General features: G+C 74.0%; 12 protein-coding genes and 1 tRNA gene. 4 read left to right on the top strand and 9 right to left on the bottom strand.

The window, feature by feature from the left end; translation table 11 throughout:
- Positions 1–39 precede the first annotated feature (39 nt).
- A complete protein-coding gene (locus O2W18_RS03315; RefSeq protein ID WP_269186143.1) occupies positions 40–504 on the top strand; it encodes a GNAT family N-acetyltransferase in 465 nt (154 codons plus the stop codon).
- Here the strand turns inward: O2W18_RS03315 and O2W18_RS03310 are convergent.
- Positions 497–1,858 carry a DUF2252 domain-containing protein gene (locus O2W18_RS03310; protein WP_269186142.1) on the bottom strand — a complete coding sequence of 454 codons (1,362 nt, stop codon included), beginning with the start codon at positions 1,856–1,858 and terminating at the stop codon, positions 497–499. The two genes, O2W18_RS03315 and O2W18_RS03310, sit on opposite strands and share 8 nt — an antisense overlap.
- A gap of 88 nt (positions 1,859–1,946) precedes the next feature.
- On the opposite strand from O2W18_RS03310, the gene O2W18_RS03305 reads away from it, so the two are divergent.
- Positions 1,947–2,966, top strand: coding sequence for an SGNH/GDSL hydrolase family protein (locus O2W18_RS03305; RefSeq protein ID WP_269186141.1), 1,020 nt, complete (start codon positions 1,947–1,949; stop codon positions 2,964–2,966).
- A gap of 103 nt (positions 2,967–3,069) precedes the next feature.
- Positions 3,070–4,290, top strand: a complete 1,221-nt coding sequence (locus O2W18_RS03300; protein WP_269186140.1) for an acetyl-CoA C-acetyltransferase — start codon at positions 3,070–3,072, stop codon at positions 4,288–4,290.
- 172 nt (positions 4,291–4,462) lie between these two features.
- Here the strand turns inward: O2W18_RS03300 and O2W18_RS03295 are convergent, their stop codons facing one another.
- The 4 genes from O2W18_RS03295 to O2W18_RS03280 all read right to left on the bottom strand — a co-directional run bounded on the left by O2W18_RS03295 (position 4,463) and on the right by O2W18_RS03280 (position 7,712).
- Positions 4,463–5,275 (bottom strand): Bax inhibitor-1/YccA family protein, encoded by an 813-nt coding sequence (locus O2W18_RS03295; protein WP_269186139.1) that lies wholly within the window; start codon positions 5,273–5,275, stop codon positions 4,463–4,465.
- A 119-nt stretch (positions 5,276–5,394) separates the two neighbouring features.
- Positions 5,395–5,468: transfer RNA gene (locus tag O2W18_RS03290), tRNA-Leu, on the bottom strand.
- Between the two features lie 38 nt (positions 5,469–5,506).
- Complete coding sequence (locus tag O2W18_RS03285) at positions 5,507–6,901, bottom strand: NAD(P)/FAD-dependent oxidoreductase (protein WP_269186138.1); 1,395 nt, start codon at positions 6,899–6,901, stop codon at positions 5,507–5,509.
- 49 nt (positions 6,902–6,950) lie between these two features.
- On the bottom strand, positions 6,951–7,712 hold the full coding sequence (locus O2W18_RS03280; protein WP_269186137.1) for a uracil-DNA glycosylase: 762 nt from the start codon (positions 7,710–7,712) through the stop codon (positions 6,951–6,953).
- 62 nt (positions 7,713–7,774) lie between these two features.
- Here O2W18_RS03280 and O2W18_RS03275 point away from each other — a divergent pair, with 62 nt between their 5' ends.
- Positions 7,775–8,080, top strand: a complete 306-nt coding sequence (locus tag O2W18_RS03275) for a DUF4235 domain-containing protein (RefSeq protein WP_164700481.1) — start codon at positions 7,775–7,777, stop codon at positions 8,078–8,080.
- Between the two features lie 145 nt (positions 8,081–8,225).
- On the opposite strand, the gene O2W18_RS03270 is transcribed toward O2W18_RS03275, so the two are convergent.
- Genes O2W18_RS03270 through eno form a run of 4 tightly spaced genes read right to left on the bottom strand, consistent with a single transcriptional unit; the run spans position 8,226 to position 11,577 of the window.
- On the bottom strand, positions 8,226–9,176 hold the full coding sequence (locus tag O2W18_RS03270) for a Ppx/GppA phosphatase family protein (RefSeq protein ID WP_269186136.1): 951 nt from the start codon (positions 9,174–9,176) through the stop codon (positions 8,226–8,228).
- Positions 9,173–9,712 carry a DUF501 domain-containing protein gene (locus O2W18_RS03265; RefSeq protein WP_269186135.1) on the bottom strand — a complete coding sequence of 180 codons (540 nt, stop codon included), beginning with the start codon at positions 9,710–9,712 and terminating at the stop codon, positions 9,173–9,175. The genes O2W18_RS03270 and O2W18_RS03265 overlap by 4 nt, the downstream gene beginning before the upstream one ends.
- A 4-nt stretch (positions 9,713–9,716) precedes the next feature.
- Complete coding sequence (locus O2W18_RS03260) at positions 9,717–10,280, bottom strand: FtsB family cell division protein (protein WP_269186134.1); 564 nt, start codon at positions 10,278–10,280, stop codon at positions 9,717–9,719.
- 13 nt (positions 10,281–10,293) lie between these two features.
- Positions 10,294–11,577, bottom strand: coding sequence for a phosphopyruvate hydratase (gene eno, locus O2W18_RS03255; protein ID WP_269186133.1), 1,284 nt, complete (start codon positions 11,575–11,577; stop codon positions 10,294–10,296).
- Between the last annotated feature and the right edge of the window lie 77 nt (positions 11,578–11,654).

Below are 11,654 nucleotides of genomic sequence, written 5' to 3'. Positions count from 1 at the left end.
CGAACGACGCGCTGGTCCGGGATCGGGGAGACTGTTGTGGTGACCACCGAGGCGGAGACCGGGACGATCACCATCGAACAGGTGGACGCGGCGACCACCTACCCGCTGCGCGCCCAGGAGCTGCGCCAGGGCCGGCCGGTGGAGATCGACGAGGACGACGCCCCGTACACGCTGCACCTGGCCGCCCGGATCGACGGGGACGAGGTGGTCGGCGTGGTCCGCTTCCACCCGCGCGACTGCCCCTGGCGGGAGGGCGAGGGCTCCTGGCAACTGCGGGGCATGGCCACCGACCCCCGGGTGCGGGGGCTCGGGGCCGGCCGGGCCCTGGTGGCCGAGGGCCTGGCCCGGGTGTCGGCTCTCGGCGGCCAGCTGGTCTGGTGCGATGCGCGGGCGTCCGCCGTCGGCTTCTACGAGCGGCTGGGTTTCACGATCATCACCGACGAGTACGACCTGCGGCCGGTGGGCGGGCACCGCGGCATGATGATCGAGCTGCCGATCAGGTGACCGGGTGGGCTCCGCTGGAGCTGACCCCGGGGATCTTGCCGGAGCGGAAGGCGTTCACGAAGAGCCGGTGGTCGGTGCGAGTCCGCTCGGCGTAGGAGTGCGCAAAGGCGATCAGGTCGGCTATGAACTCCTCCCGCCGGTCGCCGATCATCTCGGTGATCGCCTCCTCGGTCTGGAAGTCGACCAGCTCGTGGTCGCTGTCGGCGTCCCCGACGCAGTGCATCTTGGCCGTGGCCCGCCCCAGCTGGGCGACGACCGGCAGGATCTCCTCGGGCTCGGTCAGGTCCTCCCAGTCCAGGTCCAGCTCGTAGGGCGAGAGCTCGGCCACCACGAACCCCACGCCGTCGATCTCGGTGTGCCCGAGGAAGCTCGAGGCGTAGGACTGCAGCGCCCGCTGGCTCATCGCCGTCCGGTGCCCCTCGTGCTCGAAGTGCCGGCGGATCTCCGGGTCGGTCACCACCCGGCTGGGGGCCGGCACGTTGCCCTGCTTCATCGACAGGACCACGTCGTTCTCCAGCGCCTGGTCGTACCCCTCGATCAGCACGTTGTACGCCGGCAACCCCGCGCTGCCGATGCCGAAGCCCCCGGTGGCGACGACGTCCTTGACGTCGTAGGTCACCTCCCGGCGGCGCTTGCCCGGCGGCAGGGTCTCCCGGTAGCGCTCCACCGCGGCCAGCACGCGGTCCCGCTCGGCGTCGTCCAGCCGGCGGGTGCGCGGGCGGTCGGTGAAGCGGCGCTGGTGCCCCTCGATCACCGTCATCCGCTCCAGCAGGGCGATCCGGGTGTGCTCGGTGGTCTCCAGGACGAGTTCGTGCACCGCGCCCTCGGTGTTCTCCCGGCGGAGGGCGAAGGAGCGGTCGTCGTCGGCGGCGACGAAGGCGTGCACCTGGTCGAGGTAGCACTCCAGGTACCGGCGGAGCACGGCATCGATGACGTCGTCGCCGAGCGCCTTGCGCCAGGCCAGCAGGGCGAAGCTGGCGGCGAACCGGCGCAGGTCCCAGCTGACGTGACCGAGGTAGGCCTCGTCGAAGTCGTTGACGTCGAAGACGATCCGCCCCTGGCCGTCCATGTAGGTGCCGAAGTTCTCGGCGTGCAGGTCACCCTGGATCCACACGCGCGACGTCCGCTCGTCACACCAGCGGTCCTCCAGCGTCGCCATGTCGGCGTAGAACAGGCAGGCCGACCCGCGGTAGAAGGCGAAGGGGTCCGCCGCCATCTTGCGGAACTTGGTCCGGAAGGCATCGGCGTCGGCGGCCATCAGGCCGGAGAAGGCGTCGACGAGGACGTCGACGATCTGCTGCTGCCGGTCGTCGGGGTGCTCGCCAGCAGGGGTGATCTCGGTGCGGTCGGCCACGGCACAACCGTAGGGGGTGGCTAGCCTGGAGATCAGCACTCTCGACCGCGCCATGCGGCCGGGGAGCCGGGGAGAGGGGACGGGCCGGGTGACGCGAGCGAGCAGGGCGCGGCGGCTGGCGACCGGTGCCGCCTACGGCGGTGGCGGCGTCGGGCTCGCCGGAGCCGCCTTGGTGACCCTGCTGCGCGAGGAGGCCAGGGCCGCCCGGCGACGGGTCAAGGCCAACCCGTCCGAGGCCGACCCGCCCACCGGCAACGGCCTGTACGGCCGTGGCCGCGGCAAGCCGATCGTGCTCGCGGTGCTCGGCGACTCCAGCGCCGTGGGGCTCGGGGTGGACAAGGCCGGGGAGACCCCTGGTGTGCTGATCGCCGCCGCGCTGGCCGAGCTGGCCGAGCGGCCGGTCCGGCTGGCCAAGTTCGCCCGGTCCGGGGCCGTGTCCAAGGACCTCGCCGCCCAGGTCGACCAGGCGCTGCTCGAACGGCCGGACGTCGCCCTGATCATGATCGGCGCCAACGACGTCACCAGCCGGGCCCGGCCCGCGGACTCGGTGCGGGCGCTCGCCGAGGCCGTGCGCCGGCTGATCGCCGCCGACTGCCAGGTCGTCGTCGGCACCTGCCCCGACCTGGGCACCATCCGGCCGATCGCCCAGCCGCTGCGGGTGCTGGCCCGGCGCTGGAGCCGCCAGCTGGCCGCCGCCCAGACGATCGCCGTGGTGGCCGAGGGCGGACGCACCGTCTCCCTCGGCTCGGTCCTCGGTCCCTCGTTCGCCAGCGACCGGACGCTGTTCAGCCACGACGAGTTCCACCCGTCCGCGGCCGGTTACGCCGCAGCGGCCGCCTCGCTGCTCCCCTCGATCGCCGACTCGATCGGCGTCTGGCCGGCGGCGGCCGACCGCGGCCTGCGGCTGCGCCGGGACACCGTCCGGCCGGTCGCCCAGGCCGCGGCCCGCGCCGCCGGCCGGTCCGGCACCGAGGTGCAGCCGACCGCCGTCCGCGGGAACGAGTCCGGTCCCCGCGGCCCGTGGGCCCGGCTCCGCCGGCGGCGCCCCCCGGACATCTCGACGCCGGAGCGTGCGGACGAGTCCGCCCTCGAGGCAGCGCCGCACTGAGGTCCCCGCCACCGCGGGTGGCGGAGCTACCCGGGGGTAGGTTCGGGAGGCATCTGACGTCCGTTGCCGCCCTCGAGGTGGCGCGCCTCATCGTGGAGGACCCATGCCCGAAGCTGTCATCGTCGCCGTCGCCCGATCCCCCATCGGCCGCGCGTTCAAGGGGTCGCTGAAGGACCTCCGCCCGGACGACCTGGCCGCGACGATCACCCGGGCCGCGCTGGACCAGGTGCCGCAGCTCGACCCGACCGACATCGACGACCTGATGCTGGGCTGCGGCCTGCCCGGCGGTGAGCAGGGCTTCAACATGGGCCGGGTCGTCGCCGTCCTGCTGGGGATGGACCACCTGCCCGGGACGACGATCACCCGGTACTGCTCCTCCTCGCTGCAGACCACCCGGATGGCGCTGCACGCGATCAAGGCCGGCGAGGGCGACGTGTTCATCTCCGCCGGCGTCGAGCTGGTGTCCCGCTTCACCAAGGGCAACTCCGACGCCATCCCGGACACCCACAACCCGCGCTTCGCCGACGCCGAGGCCCGGGTCGCCAAGACGGCCGAGAGCGGCGCGGAGAGCTGGCAGGACCCGCGCGAGGACGGCGAGCTCCCCAACGCCTACATCGCCATGGGCCAGACCGCGGAGAACCTGGCGCTGCTCAAGGACGTCTCCCGCCAGGAGATGGACGAGTTCGCCGTGCGCAGCCAGAACCTGGCCGAGCAGGCGATCGCCAACGGCTTCTGGGAGCGGGAGATCACCCCGGTCACCACGCCCGACGGCACCGTGGTCAGCAAGGACGACGGCCCGCGCGCCGGCACCACGCTGGAGGGCCTGGCCGGGCTGAAGCCGGTGTTCCGCCCCGACGGCCGGGTGACCGCGGGCAACGCCTGCCCGCTCAACGACGGCGCGGCCGCCCTGGTGATCATGAGCGACCGCAAGGCGCAGGACCTCGGCATCACCCCGCTGGCCCGGGTCGTCTCCACCGGCGTCACCGGGCTGTCGCCGGAGATCATGGGCTACGGCCCGGTCGCGGCCTCGGAGCAGGCGCTGGCCCGGGCGGGCATGTCCATCTCGGACATGGACCTCGTCGAGATCAACGAGGCCTTCGCCGCCCAGGTCATCCCCAGCTACCGCGACCTGGGCATCGACATCGACAAGCTGAACGTGCACGGCGGCGCGATCGCCGTCGGGCACCCCTTCGGCATGACCGGCGCCCGGATCACCGGCACGCTGCTCAACGGGCTCCGCGCCCGGGACGGCCAGTTCGGCCTGGAGACGATGTGCGTCGGCGGCGGCCAGGGCATGGCCATGGTGCTCGAGCGCCTCTCCTGAGCGCATGACGACATGTTGATCATCGGCATCTGGCTCCTCGACACGCCGCCGAGCACCGCCAGATGCCGATGATCAACTGAGCAGGGTCCCCCACAGACGACCGTGGCCCGGCCCCCTCGCGGGGACCGGGCCACGGTCGTCGTGCGTCAGACCCCGGAACGGGGTCCTGCGATCACTCGCGGAAGTAGCTGAGCAGCCGCAGGATCTCGATGTACAGCCAGATGACCGTGACGAGCAGGCCGAAGGCGATGTACCAGGCGAACTTCGGCTCGACGCCGCGGCGGATCGCCTCGTCGGCCATGTCGAAGTCCAGCAGCAGCGTGAACGCGGCGACGCCGATGACGACGATGCTGAAGATGATGGCCAGCGGGCCACCGTCGCGCAGGCCCAGGCCGCCCGGGATGAAGAAGCTGGCGACCAGGTTGACGATGACGAGCGCCAGGACGCCGAAGAGCGCGCCCACGATCCACCGGGTGAGCTTCGGGGTGACCCGGATGGCGCCGGTCTTGTAGACCACCAGCATGCCGGCGAAGACACCGAAGGTGCCGATGAGCGCCTGCGACACGATGCCGCTGTACTGGTCGTTGAACATCTCGCTGATCGCACCGAGCGCGACGCCGTAGAGAGCGCCGTACGTCAGCGTCGCGACCGGGTTGGCGATCTGCTTGAACGCGATCACCAGGCCGAGCACGAGGGCGACCAGGACGGCCGGCAGCGTCAGGCCCAGGGCGAGGTCGTCCGGCAGCACGGCCCAGGTGGCGGCCGCGGAGAGCACCGTCACGAGGAAGCTGAGGCCGGTCTTGGTGACGACGTCGTCCATCGTCATGTAGGCGCGATCGGTGGCGGCGTACGGCGACGGAGCGGCGTACGGGTCGTGCTGGGTGGGTGCCCCGCCGTACGTCTGCTGCGGGGCGGAGCCCCGGCCGGCGGACGGGCCGTTGCCGGCTGCCGGGAGGCCCCGGAAGGCCGGGTTGCTGCTGGGCATCGTCATCTCCTCGAGGTGACTGGTCGGGCCGTGGGGCTCAGTTCGTCCGCCCCACGCTGTCTGGTGTAACGCCAGGTCAGTGCCGGTAGTTCCCGTTGGCCCCGGACCACCCGGACGGGTGCCCCCGGTCGGGTTCGAACCGACACCGGGACCCTTTTAAGGGGCCTGCCTCTGCCGATTGGGCCACGGGGGCGATTGGACTACTGGGGCTCGCAAGACCCGCCGGGGACCTTAGCTGGCCCGGGGGCCCGACTGGTCCCGGTCTGCCGCGCTCGGCGGCGGGATCGCCGGGGCCTGGCCGCCGGTGGCCGCGGCGACGAACTCCCGCCGCGGGTTCTGCAGCTGGCCCAGTGCGATGACCTCACGCCGGAACACCGAGGCCAGCGCCCAGTCGGCGATCACCCGGACCTTGCGGTTCAGGGTGGGCACCCGGCTGACGTGGTACGCCCGGTGCATGAGCCAGGCCGGTCGGCCCTTGAGCTTGACCCCGTAGACCTGGGCCACCCCCTTGTGCAGCCCGAGGCTGGCCACCGAACCGGCGTAGGCGTGCCGGTACTCCACCGGCTCCTCACCGTCCAGCACGGCCACGATGTTGTCGGCCAGCCGCTTGGCCTGGCGCACCGCGTGCTGGGCGTTCGGGGCGGTGGTGGCGCCGGGCTCGTCCTTGGTGAGGTCCGGCACCGCGGCGAGGTCGCCGGCGGCCCACGCGCCGTCCAGCACCGCGCCGTCCAGGCCGTCGACCTGCAGCGTGGCCCGGCAGCGCACCCGGCCGCGCTCGTCCAGGGGCAGGTCGGTCCGGGCGAGCATCGGGTGCGGCTTGGTGCCCGCCGTCCAGACCAGGGTGTCGCTGGCGAACTCGTCGCCGTCGCCGGTGCGCACGACGCCGTCGTCGGAGACGGAGTCCAGCGTCGTGTTGAGCTTGACCTCCATCCCCCGTGCCTGCAGCTGCTGCACGGTCCAGGCACCCATGTCCGCGTCGACCTCGGGCAGGATCCGGCCGGTCGCCTCGACCAGGACCCAGCGCATGTCCGCCGGGGACAGCCGGGGGTAGTAGCGCTCGAGCGCGTAGCGGGCCATGTCCTCCAGCTCGGCGAACGCCTCGATCCCCGCGTAGCCCCCGCCGACGAAGGTGAAGGTGAGCGCCCGCCGGCGCACCTGCGGGTCGTCGGTGGAGCTCGCGGCGTCCAGCCGGGCCAGCACGTGGTTGCGCAGGTAGATGGCCTCGCCGACGTTCTTGAAGCCGATGCCGTGCTCGGCGAGACCGGGGATGGGCAGGGTCCGGGCGACCGAGCCGGCGGCCATCACCAGCACGTCGTAGCGCAGCTCGAAGGAGTCGCCCTCAGCCGGTGTCACCGTCGCGGTCCGGTCGGCGTGGCTGAGCCCGGCCACCGCACCGGTGATCACCCGGCACTGCTCCAGCGTGCGCCGCAGCGGGACGACGACGTGCCGGGGCTCCACGGAGCCGGCCGCCGCCTCGGGCAGGAAGGGCTGGTAGGTCATGTGCGGCTGGGGGTCGACCACGATGATCTCCGCCCGGCCGCGGCGGAGCTTCTTCTGCAACCGCAGGGCGGTGTAGAGGCCGACGTAGCCGCCGCCCACGATCAGGATCACCGGTCGCTGGGCCATGGCCTCACCGTAGGCCCGCAGGCGCCGCGGCAAACCCCTCCCGGCGACGTCAGTCTGCGGCCAGCTCCTTCGCCCGGCCGAGCACCGCGTCCAGCATCGGTTCGGTGAGCCTGCCGGTGAAGGTGTTCTGCTGGCTGACGTGGTAGCTCCCGAGCAGGGTGAGCGGGCCGCTGTGGCCGGCCAGCGACACCTCCACGCCGTGCCCGAACGCCGGCCGCGGCCGGGGCAGCGGCACCCCGGCACCGGCCAGCACCGGCCACAGCGCGGTCCACCCGAACCCGCCGAGCACCACGATCACCCGCAGCCGGGGCAGCAGCGCCAGCTCCCGGGCCAGCCAGGGCGAGCAGGTGTCCCGCTCCTCCGGGGTCGGCGCGTTGGCCGGCGGCGCGCACCGCACCGCAGCGCACACCCGGACGTCGGTGAGCTCCAGCCCGTCGTCCCTGGCGACCGAGGTCGGCTGGTTGGCCAGGCCGGCCCGCCACAGCGCGGCGAAGATCCAGTCGCCGCTGCGGTCGCCGGTGAAGACCCGCCCGGTGCGGTTCCCGCCGTGCGCGGCCGGGGCCAGGCCGACGACGCCGATCCGCGCGTCGGCGGGCCCCAGCCCGGGGACGGGGCGCCCCCAGTACTCCTCCGCCCGGAAGGAGGCCCGTTTCACCCGGGCCACCTCCTCGCGCCAGGTCACCAGCCGCGGGCAGGCCCGGCAGCCGGAGATGCGTTCGTCCAGCACCTCGAGCTCTCGGCTGCCTGCGGCGGCGCGGACGACCCCGGCCGGGCTGCGGGTGACGGGGAAGCCGTCGGCGTCGCGTGCCACCCGGACAGCACAGCATGCGGCTGCGAAGCGCGCGCCGGCCGCCCCCACGGCATGATCGGGGGGTGGCGAAGAAGCAGAAGGTGAAGACCCCGTTGCTGTACAAGCTGCTCGGCCCTGCGATGGCCATCCCGGCCGGGATCGTGGTCAAGAAGCTCGCCGACACGACGTGGGAGAAGGTGCGCGGCTACCCGCCGCCGAAGAACCCGGCCGCACCCGGCGTCAGCTGGCCCGACGCGCTGGCCTGGGCCGCGGTCTCCGGCGCGCTCTACGCCGCCGGCCGGCTGGTCGCCGCCGCCGGTGCCGCCACCGTCTACGAGAAGATCACCGGCAGCCTGCCGCCGGGCGTCAACGCCGACAGCGCCGCCTGACGAAGCAGAAGGACCCCCTCCTCCCCACCCTTCGCAAGCTCAGGGCGGTGCCCTGGAGGGGGCCGCTGCCCACCGCTCGCAAGCTCGCGGCGGGGCCCTGCAAGGGGGCCAACGGGACGTGGCCTGGGGGCCCCGTCCCGCGGCGTCAGGGCCGCGCGAGGCGGAGGGCGATGCCGTCGAGGATGTCGTGCTCGCTGACGACGACCTCGTCGAGCTCGAACGCGTCCATGACCACCCGCAGCACGAGTGCGCCGGCGCCGATCACGTCGACCCGGCCGGGGTGCATCACCGGCGAGGCGGCCCGCCGGGCCCGGGTTGCGGTCAGCAGACCGGCGGCGACCGAGCGGACGGCGCCCACGGGGATCCGTGACCCGTGGATGGCGACCGGGTCGTAGGCGGGCAGGCCGAGCGCCAGGGCGGCGACCGTGGTCACCGAGCCGGCCAGCCCGACCAGGGTCGCGGCCTCACCGACCGGTACGGCGGCGGCGACGAGCTCCAGGGCCGCGCGCACGTCGCCCTCGGCGGCCTGCACCTCGTCGGGAGGCGGCGGGTCGCTGCGCAGGTGCCGCTCGGTCAGCCGGACACAGCCCACGTCCACCGACCGGGCGGCCCGCACCCCGCCGGCGTCCCCGAGCACGAACTCCGTCGAACCGCCGCCGATGTCGACGACCAGGTACGGCGGTCGCGGGGCCGCAGCGCCGTGGGCCTGCGCGGCGGCGGCCAGCGAGGCGGTGGCCCCGAGGAAGGACAGCTCGGCCTCCTCCGTGCCGGTGACCACGTCGGGCAGCTGGCCCAGGGTGGCGGTCACCATCGCCTCGAAGTCCTCGCGGTTCGCGGCGTCCCGGCTGGCGCTGGTGGCCACCATCCGCACCCGCTCGGCGCCCAGCTCCCGGGCCTGGGCGGCGTACTCGGCGAGCACCAGGCGGGTGCGCTCGATCGCCTCGGGCGCCAACCGCCCGGTCGCGTCCACGCCCTGCCCCAGCCGCACGACCTCCATCCGCCGGAGCAGGTCGGTGTGCGGCCCCTCGACGGGCACGTCGGCGACCAGCAGCCGGATCGAGTTGGTACCGCAGTCGATGGCGGCGACCCGGGTCATCGGACGTCCTCCGGGTCCTGCGGGGACGGCTGGGCGCACGGACCGGCCGCCCACCACTCCCCCATCTCCGCGACCGCCCGGTCACCGATCGGGTTGACCCCCGGCCCGGCGGCCAGGGCGTGACCGGCCAGGGCGTGCAGGCACTTGACCCGGTCGGGCATCCCCCCGGCACTGGCCCGGGTGGGCAGCACGTCGCGGGAGTCGCGGGTGGCCAGGAACGACTCGTGCGCCGCCCGGTACCCCGCCGCCAGCTCCGGGTCCGTGGCCAGCTCCGCCTGCCAGTCCCGCATCCTCCCGGCCGACTCCAGCCGGCTGGCGGCGGCGGTCGCCCGCGGGCAGGTCAGGTAGTACAGCGTGGGGAACGGCGTGCCGTCCTCCAGCCGGGGCGCGGTCTCGACGACGTCGGGTTGGCCGCACGGGCAGCGGTGCGCGACGCCGACGAGGGCGCGTGGCGGCCGTCCCAGCTGACGGGCGATGACGGCGCGCTCGGCGGTGGTGACCGGCGGCGAGACCGGCGCGGGGTCGGGGCTGTGCACGTCCCTAGTCTGCGGGAGCGCCCGGATCGGTCACCGGGGGGTCGCCGTCGGCTGCGGCGAGGGAGCTGAGCAGGCCCTCGTACCAGGGCACGGGCGCGTCCCGCGCGGTGCTGCCGGCCGGGGGCTGGGCGGTGTCCCCGGGATCGCCGGCGTCACCGACGACGACCAGCCGGTCGCCGGGCAGCACCATGGTCAGCCGCTCCCGGGCCTGCTGGGCGATGTAGGCGGGGTCGGCCTGGCGGTCCAGCTGCGCCTCCAGGTCGGCGGCGCGCTGGTCCAGCGCCAGCTGCTCGGCGGCCAGCTCCGCCAGCTCCTGCCGCCCGGCCACGTACTGGCGCAGCGGGCCGGCGAGGGTCAGGGCCAGCAGCAGCACCAGCGCACCGAGCAGCACGGCGCGGCCGGTGAACCGCGGGCCGCGGCGGGGGGCGGTGCTCCGGGCCGGCCGCCGGGTGGTGCGGCGGCCCGGCCGGTTGTCGGCCGCGCCGCGGGCACCGGCCCGCACCGGCCGCGACGAGCTCCGGCGGCGGGTGCCACCGGGCCGGGCGCGGCGGGTGCGGGCGGTGCTCACGTCGTGCTCGGACTCAGCTGCGCGCAGCCAGGCGCGGGAAGGCGGCGGCGCCGGCGTAACGCGCGGCGTCGTCCAGCTCCTCCTCGATCCGCAGCAGCTGGTTGTACTTGGCCACGCGCTCGCTGCGGGCCGGGGCACCGGTCTTGATCTGCCCGCAGTCGGTGGCGACGGCGAGGTCGGCGATCGTGGTGTCCTCGGTCTCGCCGGAGCGGTGGCTCATCATGCAGCGGTAGCCGTTGCGGTGGGCCAGGTTGACCGCGTCCAGGGTCTCGGTGAGCGTGCCGATCTGGTTCACCTTCACCAGCAGCGCGTTCGCCGCACCGCGGGCGATGCCGTCGGCGAGCCGGGTCGGGTTGGTGACGAACAGGTCGTCGCCGACGATCTGCACGCGGTCGCCCAGCTCCCGGGTCATCGACACCCAGCCGTCCCAGTCCTCCTCGTCGAGGGGGTCCTCGATGGAGACGATCGGGTAGGCGTCGACCAGGCCCTTGTAGTAGTCGACGAGGTACTCGGCCGACCGGGTCTGCCCCTCGAAGTCGTAGCCGCCGTCGGTGTGGAACTCGGTGGCGGCGACGTCCAGGGCGAAGGCGATGTCGGTGCCGACGGTGTACCCGGCGGCCTGCACGGCCTCGACGATGAGGTCGAGGGCGTCCCGGTTGCTGGGCAGCGACGGGGCGAAGCCGCCCTCGTCACCCAGGCCGGTGGCCAGGCCGCGCTTCTTCAGCACCGACTTCAGCGCGTGGTAGGTCTCGGTGCCGATCTGCAGCGCCTCGGCGAAGCTCGCCGCGCCGATCGGGGCGATCATGAACTCCTGCACGTCGACGTTGCTGTCGGCGTGCGCGCCACCGTTGAGGATGTTCATCATCGGCACCGGCAGCAGGTGCGCCGAGGGGCCGCCGACGTAGCGGAACAGCGGCAGGCCCGAGGACTCCGCGGCCGCCTTCGCGACGGCGAGGGAGACGCCGAGGATCGCGTTCGCGCCGAGCCGGGACTTGTCCGGGGTGCCGTCGAGCTCGATCAGCCGCTGGTCGAGCAGCCGCTGCTCAGCGGCGTCGTAGCCGACGAGCTCCGGGCCGATGACGTCCAGGACGCCGTCGACGGCCTGGGTCACGCCCTTGCCGCCGTAGCGGGTCCCGCCGTCCCGGAGCTCCACCGCCTCGAAGGCGCCGGTCGAGGCGCCGCTGGGCACGGCGGCCCGGGTGATCGTCCCGTCGTCGAGTGCGACCTCGACCTCCACGGTGGGGTTTCCGCGCGAGTCGAGGATCTCCCGCGCGCCTACTGCATCGATGCTGGCCACGGGCTGCAGCCTAGCCAGCTCCCGGGGTCCTGCGGCACACCCGCGCCCGGAGCGGTCGGGACGGCGGCCGGGGGACG

Source organism: Modestobacter sp. VKM Ac-2983, from assembly GCF_026967885.1.
Classification (GTDB): Bacteria; Actinomycetota; Actinomycetes; order Mycobacteriales; family Geodermatophilaceae; genus Modestobacter.
The sequence above is the reverse complement of the archived record's forward strand: the minus strand, read 5'-3'. Positions and strand labels throughout refer to the sequence as shown.

What these genes read in the sequence shown, in the direction of transcription:
- O2W18_RS03295 (WP_269186139.1), bottom strand. Translation starts at nt 5,275, where the DNA reads ATGCCCAGCAGCAACCCGGCCTTCCGGGGCCTCCCGGCAGCCGGCAAC.
- O2W18_RS03300 (WP_269186140.1), top strand. Translation starts at nt 3,070, where the DNA reads ATGCCCGAAGCTGTCATCGTCGCCGTCGCCCGATCCCCCATCGGCCGC.
- O2W18_RS03285 (WP_269186138.1), bottom strand. Translation starts at nt 6,901, where the DNA reads ATGGCCCAGCGACCGGTGATCCTGATCGTGGGCGGCGGCTACGTCGGC.
- O2W18_RS03270 (WP_269186136.1), bottom strand. Translation starts at nt 9,176, where the DNA reads ATGACCCGGGTCGCCGCCATCGACTGCGGTACCAACTCGATCCGGCTG.